The organism is Terribacillus saccharophilus (genome assembly GCF_046592595.1).
GTDB classification, from domain to species: domain Bacteria; phylum Bacillota; class Bacilli; order Bacillales; family Amphibacillaceae; genus Terribacillus; species Terribacillus saccharophilus_C.
In genome coordinates this window covers 15,388-33,919 of the sequence record NZ_JAWVPF010000001.1, presented here as the reverse complement: position 1 = coordinate 33,919, position 18,532 = coordinate 15,388, and the positions used below count along the sequence as shown (strand labels likewise).

The 18,532-nt window shown below is 43.4% G+C and carries 15 protein-coding genes and 1 pseudogene; 10 read left to right on the top strand and 6 right to left on the bottom strand.

What is annotated here, in order from left to right; all coding sequences use genetic code 11:
- Positions 1 to 168: 168 nt before the first annotated feature.
- The 4 genes from SFC25_RS00140 to SFC25_RS00125 all read left to right on the top strand — a co-directional run bounded on the left by SFC25_RS00140 (position 169) and on the right by SFC25_RS00125 (position 5,476).
- Positions 169 to 1,353 (top strand): NupC/NupG family nucleoside CNT transporter, encoded by a 1,185-nt coding sequence (locus SFC25_RS00140; RefSeq protein ID WP_411213257.1) that lies wholly within the window; start codon positions 169 to 171, stop codon positions 1,351 to 1,353.
- A gap of 107 nt (positions 1,354 to 1,460) precedes the next feature.
- Positions 1,461 to 2,315, top strand: coding sequence for a VOC family protein (locus tag SFC25_RS00135; RefSeq protein ID WP_411213255.1), 855 nt, complete (start codon positions 1,461 to 1,463; stop codon positions 2,313 to 2,315).
- A gap of 85 nt (positions 2,316 to 2,400) precedes the next feature.
- Complete coding sequence (locus SFC25_RS00130) at positions 2,401 to 3,591, top strand: hypothetical protein (protein WP_411213253.1); 1,191 nt, start codon at positions 2,401 to 2,403, stop codon at positions 3,589 to 3,591.
- Positions 3,592 to 3,685: 94 nt separating this feature from the next.
- On the top strand, positions 3,686 to 5,476 hold the full coding sequence (locus SFC25_RS00125) for a solute:sodium symporter family transporter (RefSeq protein WP_411213251.1): 1,791 nt from the start codon (positions 3,686 to 3,688) through the stop codon (positions 5,474 to 5,476).
- A gap of 139 nt (positions 5,477 to 5,615) precedes the next feature.
- On the opposite strand, the gene SFC25_RS00120 is transcribed toward SFC25_RS00125, so the two are convergent.
- From SFC25_RS00120 to SFC25_RS00110, 3 genes are all read right to left on the bottom strand, one after another.
- On the bottom strand, positions 5,616 to 6,608 hold the full coding sequence (locus SFC25_RS00120; RefSeq protein WP_411213249.1) for a glycosyltransferase family 2 protein: 993 nt from the start codon (positions 6,606 to 6,608) through the stop codon (positions 5,616 to 5,618).
- Positions 6,609 to 6,621: 13 nt separating this feature from the next.
- Positions 6,622 to 8,316: a DUF6044 family protein gene (locus SFC25_RS00115; RefSeq protein WP_411213247.1), complete on the bottom strand. Its 1,695-nt coding sequence runs from the start codon at positions 8,314 to 8,316 to the stop codon at positions 6,622 to 6,624.
- A 68-nt stretch (positions 8,317 to 8,384) separates the two neighbouring features.
- Positions 8,385 to 10,742 carry a putative bifunctional diguanylate cyclase/phosphodiesterase gene (locus tag SFC25_RS00110; RefSeq protein ID WP_411213245.1) on the bottom strand — a complete coding sequence of 786 codons (2,358 nt, stop codon included), beginning with the start codon at positions 10,740 to 10,742 and terminating at the stop codon, positions 8,385 to 8,387.
- Between the two features lie 126 nt (positions 10,743 to 10,868).
- Here SFC25_RS00110 and purT point away from each other — a divergent pair, with 126 nt between their 5' ends.
- The 4 genes from purT to SFC25_RS00090 all read left to right on the top strand — a co-directional run bounded on the left by purT (position 10,869) and on the right by SFC25_RS00090 (position 15,688).
- Positions 10,869 to 12,041, top strand: coding sequence for a phosphoribosylglycinamide formyltransferase 2 (purT, locus tag SFC25_RS00105; protein ID WP_411213243.1), 1,173 nt, complete (start codon positions 10,869 to 10,871; stop codon positions 12,039 to 12,041).
- Positions 12,028 to 12,363 carry an avidin-fold protein gene (locus SFC25_RS00100; RefSeq protein WP_411213242.1) on the top strand — a complete coding sequence of 112 codons (336 nt, stop codon included), beginning with the start codon at positions 12,028 to 12,030 and terminating at the stop codon, positions 12,361 to 12,363. Before purT ends, SFC25_RS00100 begins: the two co-directional genes overlap by 14 nt.
- Positions 12,364 to 12,449: 86 nt before the next feature.
- The gene (locus SFC25_RS00095) at positions 12,450 to 13,841 is read left to right on the top strand and encodes a vWA domain-containing protein (protein ID WP_411213240.1); all 1,392 of its coding nucleotides are present in this window, start codon (positions 12,450 to 12,452) and stop codon (positions 13,839 to 13,841) included.
- 521 nt (positions 13,842 to 14,362) lie between these two features.
- On the top strand, positions 14,363 to 15,688 hold the full coding sequence (locus tag SFC25_RS00090) for an MFS transporter (protein ID WP_411213239.1): 1,326 nt from the start codon (positions 14,363 to 14,365) through the stop codon (positions 15,686 to 15,688).
- Here the strand turns inward: SFC25_RS00090 and SFC25_RS00085 are convergent.
- The 3 genes and pseudogenes from SFC25_RS00085 to SFC25_RS18255 form a co-directional block, all read right to left on the bottom strand.
- Positions 15,685 to 16,038, bottom strand: coding sequence for a hypothetical protein (locus SFC25_RS00085; RefSeq protein ID WP_411213238.1), 354 nt, complete (start codon positions 16,036 to 16,038; stop codon positions 15,685 to 15,687). The genes SFC25_RS00090 and SFC25_RS00085 overlap by 4 nt on opposite strands.
- A 182-nt stretch (positions 16,039 to 16,220) precedes the next feature.
- Positions 16,221 to 16,712: a methyl-accepting chemotaxis protein gene (locus tag SFC25_RS18260; protein WP_486389256.1), complete on the bottom strand. Its 492-nt coding sequence runs from the start codon at positions 16,710 to 16,712 to the stop codon at positions 16,221 to 16,223.
- 48 nt (positions 16,713 to 16,760) lie between these two features.
- Positions 16,761 to 17,105: pseudogene (locus SFC25_RS18255) on the bottom strand (PAS domain-containing protein); the annotation flags it as partial.
- A 351-nt stretch (positions 17,106 to 17,456) separates the two neighbouring features.
- Between SFC25_RS18255 and SFC25_RS00075 the strand changes: the two are divergent.
- Both SFC25_RS00075 and SFC25_RS00070 read left to right on the top strand, forming a co-directional pair.
- Positions 17,457 to 18,188, top strand: a complete 732-nt coding sequence (locus tag SFC25_RS00075; protein ID WP_411213237.1) for an AzlC family ABC transporter permease — start codon at positions 17,457 to 17,459, stop codon at positions 18,186 to 18,188.
- On the top strand, positions 18,185 to 18,508 hold the full coding sequence (locus SFC25_RS00070; protein ID WP_411213235.1) for an AzlD domain-containing protein: 324 nt from the start codon (positions 18,185 to 18,187) through the stop codon (positions 18,506 to 18,508). The genes SFC25_RS00075 and SFC25_RS00070 overlap by 4 nt, the downstream gene beginning before the upstream one ends.
- The last annotated feature ends 24 nt before the right edge of the window (positions 18,509 to 18,532 follow it).

Below are 18,532 nucleotides of genomic sequence, written 5' to 3'. Positions count from 1 at the left end.
CTGTACACTTGGAATAGTAGTTTGAATATTGTTAATAGAATTACTTTTAATTTAGTTCTACGTAATGTGTAATTAATATGGCATAATAGGACTCGTTGTGAAAATTATGTTTTACTTTGATGATTAACGTCGTCGCAGTTTTGGCTATATACGCGAAAGGGGAACAACATGAGTTATATTATCGGCATCATCGGTTTATTCGTGTTTCTGGGATTAGCTTGGATTGCTAGTTCGAATAAAAAAATGATAAAGATTCGCCCGATCATTATCATGATCATCCTGCAGCTTGTACTTGGGTTTATCCTATTGAATACAGAAGTAGGCAACATTTTGGTAAAAGGTATCTCTGATGGATTTAACCTGTTACTTGGCTACGCTGCTGAAGGTATTAACTTCGTCTTCGGCGGATTGGTGAATGTTGAAGAATCCACATTCTTTATGAACGTGCTGCTGCCGATCGTCTTCATTTCGGCATTGATTGGTATCCTTCAATACTGGAAGGTTCTTCCCTTCATCATTAAATATATCGGTCTTGCACTTAGCAAAGTAAATGGTCTGGGAAAACTGGAATCCTATAATGCAGTTGCATCAGCGATTCTAGGTCAGTCAGAAGTATTCATTTCATTGAAAAAACAGCTTGGCTTGCTGCCGCGTCATCGTCTGTATACGCTTTGTGCATCTGCGATGTCCACTGTTTCCATGTCTATCGTTGGATCATATATGACAATGCTGGACCCGCGTTATGTCGTTACAGCACTTGTATTGAATTTGTTCGGCGGATTCATCATTGCCTCTATCATCAATCCTTATGAGGTAGATCCCAAGGAAGATATGATTGAGGAAGAAAAAGGTGAGAAGCAATCCTTCTTCGAAATGCTCGGAGAATATATCATGGATGGTTTCAAGGTAGCTATTGTCGTTGCTGCAATGCTGATCGGTTTTGTTGCATTGATTGCCATGATCAATAGTATCTTCTCAGGGATTTTCGGCATCAGCTTCCAGGACTTGCTTGGTTATGTTTTCTCTCCATTCGCATTCCTTATGGGTGTGCCTTGGTCAGAAGCTGTTGACGCAGGAAGCATCATGGCTACGAAGATGGTATCAAATGAATTCGTAGCGATGCAGATTCTATCCGGCGGAGACTTTGTCTTGAGTGATCGCGTTATTGCCATCGTTTCTGTATTCCTTGTTTCCTTTGCGAACTTCTCCTCTATCGGTATCATTGCCGGTGCGGTGAAGGGCTTGAATGAAAAACAAGGAAATGTTGTAGCGAAATTCGGATTGAAGCTGCTTTACGGTGCTACACTTGTCAGCTTCCTATCTGCAACGATTGTTGGTCTATTAATGCCATAAATAAGAAGAACACCACATAATGTGGTGTTCTTTTTTTTGTTACTTGACGTAAATAGATATCTAAAATATACTTACTTACATAAAGTAAGTGGAGAGGAGGATATTGTATGCACTACCAAAAACCGCCGCAAACCTATATCGGACAAGTGAAATTACGCGTAGCAGATTTGGCACAGTCTGTTGCTTATTATACGAAAATAATTGGTTTGAACATTATAGAAGAAGGGCAAGGCAAGACAGCGCTAGGAACTGGAAGCAGTATCCTGCTTTACCTGGAGGAAGGTCAAAACCTTCAAAGAATGCCAGAGCGACATGCTGGTTTATATCATTTTGCCATGCTTCTTCCGACCAGAGCTGATCTTGCTGATGTAGTGAAGTTCTATGTACAGAACAGAGTGCCATTTGGGGCATCAGATCACGGAGTCAGTGAAGCGATTTATCTAAATGATCCCGATGGAAATGGTATTGAGATTTATGCGGACAAACCAGATACAGGCTGGAAATGGAATAATGGAGAAATCCAGATGACAACAGATCCGCTTGATGGCGATAGTTTATTGAAGGAAGCATCTGAGGAAGAGTGGAGTGGTCTTCCAGATGGGACTGTAATGGGGCACATCCACTTATATATGCGCAATCTAGGCGAAGCGGCTGCATTCTATAACAATATACTTGGCTTCGAGACGGTTGTTTCTGGTTATCCAGGTGCTTTGTTTGTTTCGACAGGAAGCTATCATCATCATATAGGACTTAACACTTGGCATGGTGCCAATGCACCTTCTGTTAATCCGGACGAAGCCGGCATGGAATGGTTCACCGTTGTCTTCCCGGATGAGGAGAAACTTCAGGCAGCAATTAAAAGAGCGGAGTCAGTTGGACTGCCGATTAAACAGAAATTGAATAGCTGTACACTTATAGATCCTGTAGGATCAAATGTAAAATTAGTCGTACATGGGCATTGATTCACACACAACAGCAGCTGCTGTTGTGTGTATTTTTATATCTATGCCATAATAATAGAACTGAATGATAAAAAGGAGTTTACGGATGAAACAATTAATTCAAAATCTCAAGCAATTTCTTCCTGCAGATGTACAAGTTACAGCAGAAGAAGATCTGCTGCGTCTTATGACAGCACAAGGAGAGCCATGCGGTATTGTGGATATAGATGAAAAAGGGGATCTCATTGGGTTCGACTTGCAAGTGGCACCCCAAGGTAAAGAAGGAAGCGATGCTCATGTCATTGCACAGCAGTTTGCCGCAGCATTTTATCCCGAAGCAGCAGAAGTGATTCAGGAAAACTATTCTTCACAGAGTACGGTAATCCGTCTGGCTGAAACAGATTCCATTCACCATCTGCCGATACCAAGTGCAGGGTTGACAGTTGAAGTCCATGATTCTGGCTTTGTTACGGCAGCACAGCTATATCGGAATACTTATACACTCAAGGATAGTAAGGAGCTGTTGGATGCAGCGGAGGCAAAACAAAAACTACTCGCTGAAACACCTGTTGTGATTGCTGTTGAAGATGAAAATCCAGTGTATAAGCTCTCAGATCAGGCTATTGGTGTACATGCAGACGGTACTGTATTATTCACCGAGCTCCCGCCGGTTCTCACAGATATCGAGGAAGCTGCCGAGCAACAGGATTGGGCAAGCTTAATGGGGATAACCGAGAGCTACGTAAATTATTATAACGAAGATGGAGTACAGCTTTGGGCAGAAAATACCCATGTGGAAAATCATCCTATCGATGAAATCACGGATCAGGTTGCTATCCGCAAGAATGAGGATGTACTGTTTTATTCGGGAGCTACGCCATGGCATAAAGACAAGCGATATACAGAGGAGGAGCTTAAGCGGCAAGCAGTTCGGTTTCTTTCAGCTGTAACCGAACAGCCGCTTGGAGAATGGAAGCATGCAGGAGAGCAGCTTGCCCCGGATGCTGCTATCGAGGATGAGCTTGAACCAGCATATATTTTTCTCTTTGCTTATACTAAATCAGATATTTCTGTAGTAGGAATAGAAGCCAGTATCCACGTCGGGATATATTCTGGACTTATTAGAGAGTGCATTGTTGACCGCGTACCGGACGCAGTTAAAGATACTGGTGGACACATGCTGTCTTATGAGCAAGTCAAACAGCAGCTCGGTGATTTACTGCAGCTGGAGTTGGCATGGGTTCCACTACAAGAGGAAAATCAATACGAACTTGTATATGTAAGGAAAGATAATTAAAAATAAGTGGTTAAATAGGTTTCCCGAGGCATGATAACGGTTACTTAAAAGAGGCCTGACAAAATGCAGGCTATCTTACATAAAGGGTGATCACATGTTCAGTATCGGAGAAATTATCTTTATCTTGCTTTCCTGTGCCTTTTTCATGGCATTGGTCGCAGTTGTATCCTACTATATGACGAAAGGCAATGTCAGCACGGCTGATGAATACTTCCTGGCGGGGCGTGGATTGACGGGGGTATTTATAGCAGGTTCCTTGCTGTTGACGAATTTATCAGCAGAGCAGCTGATTGGATTGAATGGACAGAGCTTCACAAATAATATGTCGGGTATGGCTTGGGAAGTAACAGCTGGTCTTGCAGCTATTATCATGGCTATCTTCCTGCTGCCGAAGTTCCTTGGAATTGGAATTTCCACGATACCGGAATTTTTGAGCAAACGTTATGATGAAACTGTCCGGCGCTTGACCGTTATTTTGTTCCTGCTTGGATACATGTGCGTTACAATTCCTTCCATGCTTTACTCCGGCGGTGTGTCCGTCCTCCAATTATTCGATTTACCGGAACTTCTCGATATTACATATACACAGGCATTGTGGATGACAGTTTGGTTCGTTGGTATCATCGGTGCAGTTTATGCGATTTTCGGCGGCTTGAGGGCTGTGGCAGTATCTGATACGTTGAATGGTATCGGTTTGGTCATCATCGGTTTCCTCGTTCCGATACTAGGCTTTATTCTGCTAGGCAACGGAAATATGGTGGACGGCATGAAGCACATCGTCCAGAATAGCCCTGAGAAGCTGAATGCGATAGGCAGCAGCACAGATAATGTTCCATTCTTCTCTATATTTACAGGTATTCTTTTTGCCAACCTTTTCTATTGGGCGTTAAACCAATATGTCATCCAGCGTGCTTTGGGTGCGAAAAACCTGGCAGAAGGACAAAAAGGTATTCTGTTTACGGGTTACTTGAAGCTCTTGGTTCCGGTCTTTATGCTGATACCTGGTATTATCGCATTTCATTTGTATGGTGACTCTGTTCAAAATGGAGACTTGAGTTATCCGACACTTGTCAGCGATGTGCTGCCAGTATGGATGCTAGGCTTTTTCCTGGCCGTATTATTTGGGGCTGTGCTGAGCAGCTTCAACTCTATCTTGAATAGTGTTGCTACTCTGCTGGTACTTGATATTTACAAGCCGGTATTCGAACCAAATGCTTCGGATGAGAAGTTGATCAAGGTAAGTAAGATCCTTGGCATTATCATTGCCCTGGTTTCCTTCTTTGTTGCACCATTTCTTATGTATGCACCGGATGGGTTGTGGAACCTGATCAGGCAGTTTACTGGATTCTTCAACATACCTATCCTAGTAATTGTATTAATGGGCATGATATTTAAACGTGTACCAGCTGCAGCGGCTAAAGTAGTAATCGTATTCCACGTTATCGCTTATTATATGATGGTATGGGGTTTCCGCCAGATATTCGACTGGGATCCTGGTATCAACTATATCCACGTGTACGGAATTTTGCTGGCGATTGAGGTTGTATTCATGCTCATCATGGCAAAAGTAAAACCATTGAAAAAGATCAAACCAGTCTTTTACGCAGAAAATGGGGAAGATCATCTTGTTCCATGGAAACACGCAATTCCTGTATCCATTACGCTGATTTTCGCTATTGTCATTTTCTATGTCATTTTCTCACCAATAGGATTAGCTTACGAGGGAGCAGCAGTTTCGAATTGGTTCTGGCCGACGATTGCTATATTGATTGCTGCAAATGTTGTTCTTTACGTCGTATCCATTAAAATATGGTATAAGAAGTATCGCAATTATGTGGAAAAGCAAATAGAAACAGCCAGTAAAGCTCGACTGAGCGGGGATTGATAAAAGCAAAAAAGCCACTCTAATGAGTGGCTTTTTCATTGCTACTGAGCACACAGCAGCAAACAAAACAGAAATATTTTGGGGGTATCCTGTTTGTAAGACATTCTAACAGAAAAACTGCAGCAATGCAAAATATTTGTTAAGTTTTCGTAAAGTGCGTGCTGTCTTGGGGATGCATTTGCCTCAAGATACTATCGATTGTATAGAGGGGGCGCTTTTTTACTTCTGCAAAAATTGTACCAATATACTCACCGATAATACCGATTGCCATGAGCTGCAGTCCTCCAAGAAGCCAGATGGAAATGATCAAGCTGGTCCATCCTGCATCGGGTTCCCCGAATATTTTCTGCATGCCAGCATAACAGGCAGCGAGCAAACTTATAAGGAACAGACAGAAGCCAACTGCTGCAATAAGGCGGATAGGAGCAACGCTGAAGGAAGTGATTCCTTCAAATGCAAAACTAAGCATCTTTTTCAGCGGGTATTTTGTTTCTCCGGCCAACCGTGGCTTTCGTTCATAAGTCACAATATCAGATCGAAAGCCGATTTGTGGGATGATACCCCTAAGGAATAGCTTGGATTCATTATAACGGCTCAACTCTGTCAAGGCCCGTTTATTCAGCAGCCGATAGTCGGCATGATTGGAAATGAGCCGTATACCGAGCATCTCCATTGTCCGATAGAAGAGCGCTGCAGTATTTCGTTTGAAGCTGGTATCAGATGTGCGGTCGTTCCGAACGCCATATACAATTTCATAGCCTTCCAGATAACGCAGCACGAATGTCCGGATGACAGAGATATCATCCTGCAAATCGGCATCCAATGAGATGACGCAATCGGAATAATCCTTTGCATGAAGCATCCCCGCAAGGAGCGCCCGCTGATGTCCTGCATTAGCAGCGAGCTTAATACCGGTGACGAATCGATTGGCCAGGTGCTCTATTTTAATCAACTGCCAAGTATGATCCTTGCTGCCATCATCCACGAACAAAATACTGCTTGCTGGTGAAATGAGCTGCTCCTGCATCAAGGCGGCTAGAGTGGATGATAGCTTGGAGCAAGTATCCGTCAAGATCTCTTCTTCGTTATAACAAGGAATCACTAAAGTAAGGACAGGCAAAGATGTAGTCAATGGATTCCCTCCTTTAAGGTTGTACCCGGTATAGGTGAACTTTCCAAGCAGAATCGGGATGAGAGAAGCTTCGTTCATAGTGCAAATCATTATCGGCTGCGTTTTCTATCAAAACGGAGGATAAGATGTAGGCTCCGCCCAGCTCTCTTAAAGCATTGGCATTTAAATTAAGATCATGAATGCTGCGGTCGGAGTTCTTCCGGAAATCATAGTGTTTCCCGAGCTCGGCCGAAAAAACATACAAGCGGCTGCCCCATTCATCGAAGTAGCGCGTCAGGTTTTTGCTTTTAGCCAGTTCTCCTGCAATGACCTCACGAAACTGATGCTTGTATGACAATGGGATTATATTATTGTATGTATCGACAGTATAGAAACCGTTATATTGGGCGATAGCAGGGTGCAAGCCGATGCTTGCTACCTTATACGTGTCTTGAGGCTTACCGATATAATCGCGGATTTCCTGGAATTGATCAACAGCATAAAAAGCCTCGACGGTTGGTGTGTGCTTATACAGACCATAAACGATTTCTTCGTTGGAAAGAGCCAATATGACAAGTTGGAGACAGAGGCAAGCATATACAAAAACTCTAATGCTGCGCTTCCCGATTTGCCAAAGCAGATAACAAGCCAAACCGAAACTAACGTAAATAACGAGTGGCCGAAGAAAATGGAAGCGCGCAAAGTTGAATGCAGAAAGCAAATCAATATGCTCTTTTGGAATTTTCCAGATCTTATTGAACCAAAGGGCATACCAAAAGGATAACAGCAGATTCAATCCCGTCAGGCTAAGATAAATATTCATTGGTCTTGTGCGACCTTGCCTAAAGAGAACCAAAATCAAAGCAATTGCCAGCACTGGCAGGATCACAAAGGTATGGAGAGTCATTACATGATTATGACCCAGTGTGAAATTCTTCCAAAACAAGCGGAGCGTCTGGGAAAAGTCCTGTCTGGAAGACACGAATTCAACACGATGCATCGTTTCGGATCCAGCAATCATCGTGTAGACAAGCCGGTAATCCGTCGCCAGGAAAACAGCAGTCATCCAGATGATACTTATCAAGAACAGCAGATTCAGCCTGCGATATCGAAGCAGATCGATGAACCATACAATTCCCATAAGGACAAGGAAGAAGAAGAATCCAAGAACGAAACTAGCGTATAACGGTAATAGGGTAATAGTAATCCAATGCTTCCAGTTCGCCTTATGGGATCTGATAGATAGGAAAGCCCAAAGTGCCAATGGGTGTCCCATGGTACTAAGCATGCCGGATGGCCAAAATGGTGTCAGGGCGAATGCAAGTGAAACAAGAGCAGCGATCCAATGTGCTTTGTTATTCCGGATAACGTGGGTGCGCAGCAGTAAATACATACCTAGAAACGCAATCAGCCGGGTAAGCAGCTGACTGATTCCATAAGCGGTCATTGTCGGAAACCATGCATGGAGCCAGACAATAAGTGTCCATTCCGTACCGAGTGCATCCCGGGGCAGACCGCCAATAATCTGAGGAATGACCGCATGGACGCCGCCAAACATCTGCCCGCTTTCAGCAAGTACTTTGTACCAAGCAAGATTGGAGTCGAGATTGTCATGTACCCGTATATGGGCATGGTCTCCCAGCAGGAATAGGGGAGAGACGAAGATAAGTATCGCTGCTACACACAGCAGGATGGCATTTCTATCTGCATAGTTCCGCAATATTCCCACATCCTCCCAAAGTAATGCTGTTAGTATGTGGCAACGGATAAATATATATACAAAAAATACCCGGAATGCTAGGCATCCGCGGGTACTTGCATAATATAAGCTGACTCGAAATCAGATTGAGGCAGGGGTTTGGAAAACAGATAACCTTGCACCTCTGTGCAGCCAAGATCGCGAAGTGCTTGCAGCTGTGCTTCCGTTTCGACTCCTTCAGCAATTGTGTGAAGCTTCAGGTTTTCAGCCAGTGACTGAATGGTTGCAACAATGGATTGATTGTATTCAATATGTTGAATGAACGTTTGATCAATTTTTAAAATATCGACCTGGAGTTTATCCAAATAGTTCAAAGAGCTATATCCAGTGCCGAAATCATCAATACTGATCTTAACACCTGTTTCACGCAATTTCTGAAGGGTGGAATTTATCTTGGTCTCATTTTGCATGACGACACGCTCTGTGATCTCCAGCTCCAGCACGCTGCCATTCAAATTGTAATGATTCAGCTGCTTCCGGAAGAAACTAGAGAAATCATCCTGCAGGAACGTAATGACAGATACGTTGATGGATATGCAAGGGATCATGCATTCATTTGTGTCTTCACGCCATTTCGATAAGCAAGCCATGACCCGTTCAATGACACTGCGTTCAATTGCGACTATCAGCCCGCTTTCCTCGGCAATTGGAATGAACAGATTTGGAGGAATGAAGCCTCGTTCGGGATGATGCCAGCGCAGCAGCACCTCAGCTCCAGTTATTGTACGTGTGAAGCTGTGAAATTTTGGCTGGAAGTACAAATCAAAAGCTTGTGTTTCGATTGCTCCCTGGAGCTCATGCTCAATTTCGAAACGGAGCACTTGTTTTTCTGCCATTTCTGGCTTGAAGACAGTATAATTATTCCCGCCGTTTTCTTTTGTCTGGTACATTGCAATATCAGCATACTTATAGAGATTATCCATGTCTTCCGCATGCTCCGGGAAGGAAGCAATACCAATGCTGGCTTGCAAAACATGCTCGTAGTCTTGTAGCCGAATTGGCTGTCGGAACTGCTCGACGATATATTGAGCGAGTCGAGTTGCAGAATCTCCGGGTACGATGAGCAGGAATTCATCTCCCCCGACCCGGTTGACCGTGCCTTTACCATCCAGAATTCTTTCCAAACGAGCTGCTGTTTCCACTAAAACCCTATCCCCAAAGGAATGTCCGAATATATCATTGATACGTTTGAATAAATCATAATCAATTAATAAGATACTGAAGGGAATACCTTTGTCGGCATATTCCTGCATCTTTTTCTGCATGAGACGGCGATTCGGCAGTTTGGTCAGGTCATCATGATAAGCAAGAAATTCAACTTGTTTGGCTGTTTCAATTGTATGCGATATATCCTTGATAACGAGAAAGTAACCGACAATATGATGCTTCACAATAGTGGGTATACCAGTCACATGAACATCTATTTGTGTGCCTGATCGGCTGACTATCTTGGTGTCCCATTGATGTGATCCGCCATTCTTGATGATATCGAGGCAATCCTGAAAGAGTTCCTTCTCAAGGAACAAGGCAATTGCATCCATTCTTTTGATCGTATCCCCATCATAACCAGTCAAATACTTGCTTTCTTTGTTAGCATGCAGAATCGAACCATCCTTCTCGACTGCCAATACTGCATTAGGGTTGTCATTGAACAGAGATTGATAGAGCTGATGCGTCGTCAGCAGTGCTCTGTTTCGATAAAGCAGCGGAATGACAGTCAAAATTGTATTGGATATCAAGACGATAACTGTTGGAATCATAAAATGCAGGTTATGCGATAGGACTGAATGATAAGAAGTGAAAGAGGCAAAGATGCAATAACCTAGCCCGACAATAGCGATTCCAGACATTAGGCTTCCAAATAGCAGCAATAACTTGCCCCATTTCATTTGTTCTCCATTCGTGTACATATTGAAGAAACGGAATAAAATAAAAATGGTCGATTGTGTCAAAACGATCGAAGTAAGTACTTCTATAGGGTCCACATCAAGCAAGTCAGGATATAAGGTAATCGGTGTCATCATATGTAATGAGTATATCAAAGCAGCCAATAAGAGACTGTTCAGCAAATCATGTTTGGTATTGCCAATTGGACTGCGGACGACACACAGGATAATTGCACCGCAAATTGCGCTTGTACAGAAATTGATTGCGAAGAAAATCCAAGTTGCCTGGGAAGCAGGCCCCGCATCAATTGATAAAGTGAAAGAATAAGTGGCTAGTACGACACTTAAGCCGGTTCCCAGGGATACTAGAGTCACTTTCCAGGCACTGATGGCAGTTCGCATCATATGCTGGCTCACATACAATATAAGTCTGGCTAGTATGCTTATAAGTAAGACGCAAATAATGGTATAAAAGAGATGAACACCCGGAATATCAATGAACGAAAGCAACGTCTTTCCTCCTGAGACAAAAGTAAGGATTACCTGAATTGGACAGGCATGGTAACATAAGTTTATCAGATAAAGTCGAATCATGGCGCAATACTTTTTACTAATAACAACTTAGGAGGCAAAAGTATGTATCAAACGAAAAAACTGCTGCTGCTCGGATCTGGAGAACTGGGAAAAGAGGTTGTGATCGAAGCACAGCGGCTTGGTGTGGAAACGATAGCAGTGGATCGGTACGACGGGGCTCCCGCTATGGCTGTTGCTGATCGCGGCTATGTTATTGATATGTTGAATCCTGAAAAGCTCAGACAGATTGTAGAATGGGAGAAACCAGACTATATTGTTCCAGAGATCGAGGCAATCGCCACAGATGAATTGGTCGAACTGGAGAAGGAAGGCTATCATGTCGTACCAACTGCGAAAGCGGCACAGCTGACGATGGATCGGGAAGGCATCCGCAGATTTGCTGCAGAAACACTGGATATCCCGACAGCAGGTTATCGTTTTGCTGATACATATGAAGAATTTCAAAAAGCTGCAGAGGAAATTGGCTTTCCGTGTGTTATTAAGCCATTGATGAGTTCATCGGGAAAAGGTCAGAGTGTCTGCCGGAAACCGGAGGATATCGAGCGGAGCTGGCAAATTGCCATGGAAGGAGGCAGGGTGCAGAAACCGCGTGTCATTGTTGAGGAATTCATTCACTTTGATGCGGAAATCACACTGCTGACTGTTAGGGCAGTGAACGGGACCTTCTTCTGTGATCCAATTGGGCATGAGCAGGAAAATGGCGACTATATCGCTTCATGGCAGCCTCATCAGCTGACAGATTTGCAACTCGAAGAAGCACAGGAGATAGCAGAGCGTATTACAACAGGACTAGGCGGCTACGGCTTATTTGGTGTAGAACTCTTCCTTGCTGGGGATCAAGTGTATTTCAGTGAAGTATCACCTCGCCCCCATGATACCGGTATGGTAACGATGGTGACACAGCAGCTGTCCCAATTTGCCTTGCACGTACGAGCAATATTAGGTTTGCCGATTACAGAAATTAAACTGGTGCAGCCTGGAGCAACCAGTCCTTTAAAAGCAGACAAAGCATTGGAAACCTACCATATTTCCGGATTAAGAGAAGCATTGCAGGAGGCCGAGACGCAGATCCGTGTCTTCCGTAAGCCAGCGACAACCGAAGGACGCAGAGTTGCTGTAGCATTATCAGCAGCAGGAGCAGTGGAAGAGGCAAGGAAACGTGCTGAACAGGCGCGAAAACGGCTTAAAGTGGAGGGGCAGGATGAATTATCATAACCTGATTTTCCGTGCTGTCACGAATACAGATAATGGGGAAACATCGAGTGAAACCATCTTTCATTATCAGCAGGAAGGACAGATTCTTACCGCATCTTATGCGGGGGGATCGATTCTGGAGGGCAGATTGATCGGTTTGGTGGAATCAGATGGCAAGCTCCGTTTTCGTTATCATCATATCAATGATCAATATGAGCTTCGGAGCGGGCAATGCGTTTCAGTGCCAGAAGTGTTAGAAGATGGCAGGATCCGTCTGCATGAACAGTGGCAATGGATGTACGATGATCATTCCACTGGGGAATCAATTGTGGAACAGGTGTAGAAGTGGTTTTTGGATGCTTGTAATTTTGAAACTATTCTTATGATGATTCGTACTAATAGCAACAAAGGAGAGAGGAGTGAGTTCGGATGAAATACACTTCCATTTATCTGCTTCTGGTTTTGCTTATCATATTGGCTGCGTGCAGTACGAATAGTACCTCTGAAGAGGAAACTATTACAAAGGAAACGACTAAAGAAGCGGATGATACAATAGATATAAGTTCGATACAGGAAGTCAGCACGGCAGGATCGCTATCGATGCTCAAAAAACAGCAGGGCGGAAAGGAAACTTCTGGTATTCCAATAGAAGCTGATACGGCTAAAAACGATGGGCATGTTTCCAATGAAGATATTATTGATGCAGCAGTTTCATCATTGAAAGAAGCTATCAAGGCCGATGATAATCCAGAAACGCTACATAAAGCTCTGATAGCTGCTTTAGGAAGTCCGTATTATGGGCAAACGATTCAAGAAGCAGAGGATCTAGAACCTTCTTTCGAGGATCCATATTTACCGCAGCCGGAAGCTGAAGAAGTTGCCGATGAGTCATCTGAAGTTGAAAACGCCATTATTTTACTTGATGCCAGTTCCAGCATGCTTCTGGATGTAGATGGCGAGCAGAAAATGGAAGTGGCCAAAGATGCAGTCAAGAGTTTCGCTAAAACGCTTGGAAGCTCAAATGATATTTCCCTAATCGTTTATGGTCATAAAGGATCGGAATCAGATTCGGATAAGAATGAATCTTGTACAGGTATTGAAGAGGTCTATGCCTCTGGTGCTTATGACAATCAGAAATTCAGCGAAGCAACAGATCAAATCGAGGCGAGAGGCTGGACACCGCTGGCTGGAGCAATTGATGCAGCAGCTGATAAAAGCCGTTCAATGGATGGTACAACCGCAATCTATATTGTCAGCGACGGTAAAGAGACTTGCGGCGGTGATCCAGTAAAAGCAGCCGAGAAAGCGGCATCGAACGAGTCAGGCATTGTTAATGTTATTGGGTTCGATGTCGATGAAGAATCGGAAAATCAACTTTCTGATGTAGCAGCTGCGGGAAAAGGGGAATATTATGCTGCTAGTAGTGCGTCAGATTTGCAGACTACCATTGAATATGAATGGCTGCCATCAGACTTGGACCTGGCATGGGCACCTGTCAATATACCCCCGAATGGATGGGAAGTAGGCGATGAATATGAGCGCCAACGTCAAGTGCTAGATAAAATACCGAATATAATGGCAAATGAAGAGATGCGGTACGAAGCTGCACTTACAAGACTTTCAGAAGAGAAAGTTATCACAGAGGAAATGAATAATGCTGTATCTCAGCTTATCCAGGAACGCTTTGATATCGCAAAAGAAGAGGTAAGCGACCTTGAACAAGAAAAGATTGACCAGGTAAATGAACGGGAAGAACAGATCCGTGCCGAAGTGGTGGCGTGGGTGGAAGAAATGAGAAAGCTGAAAGAGAAAGCCTCTTAGTGAAAGACACGGAAACAATACATTCTTGTTTCCGTGTCTTTTAACATGCCTTCAAGATTTACCACTTCTCTTTTAAGCGAGTACGAAATTGGATTACCCATACCACCAAATAAAGGGTAGTATAATCCAGCAAGCAACTGTAATGAGCGCGGATACATCGCCCCTGAACAGACTAATAAAAAAGAACACGATTTCTATTGTTCCATACCACGCATCGGGCGTTATCGAAATGGGCACTACCAGTATAGTCAGGATTTAGAAGGAGCGGCCATGTTGTTGGATAACTAGAGAAGTGATACTGCGACCAAAGTTGCAAATAGGAACACATAGAAAAAGAGAAAGTATTGGGCAGGAGAATTCACAAACGGGTTCATCTCCTTACTGGCTTTAGAATAACTTTAATCGAAAGCAGTGCTCTCAGTGAGGAATATTTCGACAAAAAATACGTACTGTAATTTTTTTGTAAATAACCGTGCTGGCCAAGAAGCATAAGGTATAGTGGAAGAAAAAGGAGGTTTCCAATGGAAAGCAAACACGTAAGGCAGGCTTCCGATCAAAGCAGGGGATTTGGATTTTTGCTGTCCTTGCCTATTTTGTCTTGGGCTTTATATGACTTTGCCAATACGATTTTTTCTTCCAATATTACAACTGTCTTCTTTCCATTCTATGTAACCGATACAATCGGCAACACAGCAGAATTGGAACAGCTTGGTAATACACTGATTGCTTATGCCAATGCACTGGCAAGTTTCTTTCTAGTCATCTTCTCGCCTTTATTTGGTGTGTGGATCGACCAGACTGGCTACAAACAGCGCTATATTATCCGATTTGCGGGTGTGTCCATTTTTTGTACGATTTTGATGGGCGTATTTGCAGGGTGGAATACTGAAACCACGCTATGGGGACTTCCAGCACCATTTGTAGCGACTGTCCTTGTATTTGTTTTGGCGAAGTTCTTCTATAATAGCAGTCTTATATTTTATGATGCGAAAATCAGTGATTTAGTGCCGCGCAGCCGGCTATCGACATTGTCGGGATTCGGTGTAGCTGTAGGATATATGGGGACGCTGGTTGGTTTGCTTGTCTACTTCCTGCTGGATGATGGTTATGAATATGTCTTCCTGGCTACTGCGGGGCTTTATCTCGTATTCACGCTGCCGCTGCTGTTTTTCCTGAAAGATAAACAATCGGTGCAGAAGCGGCCAGGTATGAGTCTGTTGAACGGATATAAAGAGATTATTGCTACTTTTAAAGAAATCCGCAAGCATCATTCCATCTTCCGATTCATGGTTGCTTATTTCTTTGTCAACGATGCAATAGCGACAACTATTGCTGTCATGAGTGTATATGCCGTCACAGTGGTTGGGTTCAGTTCAGGGCAATTCATCATTCTGTATCTCGTGTCCACGGTAACAGCTATCATCGGGTCATTCTGCTTCGGCCAGATAGCTCATCGAGCAGGGGCACATCGATCATTTACTTTTGTAGCTTTAATCATGGTGATAGCCTTAACGATAGGGGTGCTCGCAACAGCACAATGGATGTTTTGGGTAGCTGGCAGTCTTTTTGGAATCGCTTTGGGATCAATCTGGGTTACATCAAGGATTTTAATCGTGGATTTATCTCCGGCTGAAAAAAGAGGGCAGTTTTTTGGCTTGTTCGCATTCTCGGGCAAGGTGTCCTCTATTATAGGACCGATGATTTATGGAAGTATTACACTCGTTTTAAGAGGTTATGGAGATTTGGCGAGCAGAATTGCATTGACGTCACTCATCGTACTGACACTGATAGGCCTGTTCGTCCATGTGGCAAAAAAGAAGACTCCGGACAGGATGGCAGCGCGTTAACGCGCCTGCCATTCCTCCAGTGAATCGACAAAGGTGCCTGTAAAATGGACGCTTCTTGCGATATTGAAAAGCTGTACTTTCGCTAAAATGGAAATTGGATTGATGATGACAATATTACGGAAACCGAGCTCATCATATAATTTTAAAGCGTCAGCAATTCTATAAACCAAATCCTGCTTTATTACATTAAGATGAATCAATTCAACAATAAGATCATATTCGGTGGCTTGTATAGACCCGAATGTCTCATAAAGTGTCTCCATGAATGCTGCAGATTCATCGTTTTTAAAGAAACCTTCCGCTATTATATGAAGCACTTTGTTTTTGTCATCAACCTCAAATTTGTACATACTGAATTACTCCCCAAACTTCATTCCTTAACGGGATTTAAGCGTACTAGCTTTGCCGATTTATGTCAATTAACCATTTCTACTCTTAAAACCCGGATTGCTAAATTTCTGTAAATAATACATGTGAGTATTATACTAGTCTTTTATTCTGCAGATAAAAAATCCCGCAATAATGCGGTTCCTTAAATAAGAGAGCTGAGCTCATTTGCTTGTTTATCCAAATTCTGGGCTGCCTGTTCCAGGGTATAAAGTTCTTCTATAACCTCTTGCACACGTGTCTTTCCTTCCATGCTCCGCTTTTGTGCTTGATGCGAGACGAATTCAATCTGTTGAATATGCCCGGTCATTTTCCCGATATTCTCTTGGGTCTGCTTAGCTGCTTCCGCAGCTTGTGATGCCAGTTTTCGTACTTCATCCGCAACAACATTGAACCCTCTGCCATGCTCGCCAGCATGAGCTGCTTGAATAGCAGCATTCAATGCTAACAGATTCGTTTGATTTGCGATGTCCTTGATCGTGCCAACAAGTGATTGAATAGATCCAGCCTGTTGAGATAAGGCTGCAGTTGCTTCGATATTGGCGGTCGTCGCAGTAACGATAGACTCTATTGAATCCGCGGCTCCATTGTTTTTTTCGATTCCAGAACTCGTCCGGTTGCGAAGGTCATTGGCCATTTGCTGCAGGCCGGATGTGATCGTTTTTGTTCCGATTTCCCTTGCTGTAATGTCCGTTGCAACTTTCAGGACTGCTTGTACACTGCCACCATGATCACGGACTGGCATATATGTAGCTTCCAGCCAGATTACATCTCCATTTCTTGCAATTCGCTGAATTTTATCTTGGAAAGGGAGACCGTTGCGCAATCTGCTCCAGAACTTATCATAATCTGTGCTATAAGCAAAATCAGAGGTGCAGAATTGCCGGTGATGCATACCCGGCAGCTCTGCCTGTGCATAACCAATTGTTGCAGCAAAATTCTCATTAGCCCATAATACTTCGCCGAATGGTGTGAACTCAATCATAGCTAAAGATTTCTCTGCTGCAGCTAAGACAGCGTTGTTATCCAGGACTTGGGTCGTAGATAGCAGTGTGTTATTTGTTATTGGAATCTTCTCCTATTCTTTGTGAATCTAAGTATTTATACCCAGATTCTAACGATTAAAAACTTAATACACTAATCTAGATAGACTCTCTTATAAAGTTAATTGTGAATCGGGATTAATCATATTAGCAATAGCTCATAGAGAAATACTATGGGAATATGTAATCTTGACTATCTTCATCCTAGTCTATCCAGAGAAAAAAACATACTTAAAAGACTCCCGATGAAAGACTTTGAAAATATATTGTATTCCATCATGTACCTCGCTTTGATATACTGACTACCAATACTAGAGAAGTTTGAAGGTGAGACCCGAATGGCCGATATGCATCATGCTTCGATTGGAGCGGAGGAAAACAATGTTATGACCTTCAGGCAGGGAGTGAGGGACTGTATCCCAACACTGCTTGGGTATATCAGCATAGGGATTGCAGCCGGAGTAGTCGGTGTTGCAGCTGGGCTCAGTGCACTGGAAGTAGTATTACTGGCGGTGCTCGTATACGCTGGGTCAGCTCAATTTATATTTGCAGCATTAGTACTCGATGGCAGTCCGGCTGCGGCAATCATTTTAACGACCTTTATCGTGAATTTACGGCATTTTCTTATGAGCGCGACATTGGCGCCGCATTTTACGCAGTATTCTATTTGGAAGAACATCGGATTTGGCGTACTGCTGACAGATGAAACATTTGGTGTGGCTTCAGGCAAGGTACAACAAAAGCAGGGGATGACGGCAAGCTGGATGAACGGGTTGAATGTGACAGCTTATATATGCTGGATCATTTCTTGTGCAGTTGGCGCATTATCTGGAAACTGGATAGCAGATCCGGAGGCATTTGGTCTGGATTTTGCCCTGACCAGTATGTTCATTGCTCTGCTTGTGCTGCAGCTGGATGCAATTGAATCGACGAGAATAAAGCACTATATTCGATTGATGCTATGTATTGTCATATTGATGGTTGGCTTCTCGTTCTTCGTCAGTTCCCATATGGCAGTACTGCTTGCTACCACACTTGGAGCAACGATTGGGGTGGTGACGGAGAAATGAACGTATCTTTATCCATGCTGCTGCTGATTGCTGGATGTGCTGCTGTGACGATAGTGCCGCGCGTTTTGCCTTTTTTGATAATCAGAAATCTGAAATTGCCGGTACTAGCCCTAAGGTGGCTGTCTTATATACCTATATGTATATTGACTGCACTAGTTGTTTCAAATGTTTTAGGAGAAAACGGACCGCTTTCTTTTGATTGGGAATTTATTGTGATCATGATTCCTACCATACTTTTCGCTCTTTGGACGAAGAGTCTATTATATACCGTGATAGTAGGCGTTATGCTAATGGCTGCATTGCGCTTTTTTACAGGGTAAGAAAACAAATCCCGATGCCGGATG

Excerpts from the sequence above, each read along its gene's own strand:
- purT (WP_411213243.1), top strand. The coding sequence starts at position 10,869 with ATGTATCAAACGAAAAAACTGCTGCTGCTCGGATCTGGAGAACTGGGA.
- SFC25_RS00090 (WP_411213239.1), top strand. The coding sequence starts at position 14,363 with ATGGAAAGCAAACACGTAAGGCAGGCTTCCGATCAAAGCAGGGGATTT.
- SFC25_RS00085 (WP_411213238.1), bottom strand. The coding sequence starts at position 16,038 with ATGTACAAATTTGAGGTTGATGACAAAAACAAAGTGCTTCATATAATA.
- SFC25_RS00130 (WP_411213253.1), top strand. The coding sequence starts at position 2,401 with ATGAAACAATTAATTCAAAATCTCAAGCAATTTCTTCCTGCAGATGTA.
- SFC25_RS00075 (WP_411213237.1), top strand. The coding sequence starts at position 17,457 with ATGGCCGATATGCATCATGCTTCGATTGGAGCGGAGGAAAACAATGTT.
- SFC25_RS00070 (WP_411213235.1), top strand. The coding sequence starts at position 18,185 with ATGAACGTATCTTTATCCATGCTGCTGCTGATTGCTGGATGTGCTGCT.
- SFC25_RS00140 (WP_411213257.1), top strand. The coding sequence starts at position 169 with ATGAGTTATATTATCGGCATCATCGGTTTATTCGTGTTTCTGGGATTA.
- SFC25_RS00100 (WP_411213242.1), top strand. The coding sequence starts at position 12,028 with ATGAATTATCATAACCTGATTTTCCGTGCTGTCACGAATACAGATAAT.
- SFC25_RS18260 (WP_486389256.1), bottom strand. The coding sequence starts at position 16,712 with ATGGCCAATGACCTTCGCAACCGGACGAGTTCTGGAATCGAAAAAAAC.
- SFC25_RS00135 (WP_411213255.1), top strand. The coding sequence starts at position 1,461 with ATGCACTACCAAAAACCGCCGCAAACCTATATCGGACAAGTGAAATTA.
- SFC25_RS00095 (WP_411213240.1), top strand. The coding sequence starts at position 12,450 with ATGAAATACACTTCCATTTATCTGCTTCTGGTTTTGCTTATCATATTG.
- SFC25_RS00125 (WP_411213251.1), top strand. The coding sequence starts at position 3,686 with ATGTTCAGTATCGGAGAAATTATCTTTATCTTGCTTTCCTGTGCCTTT.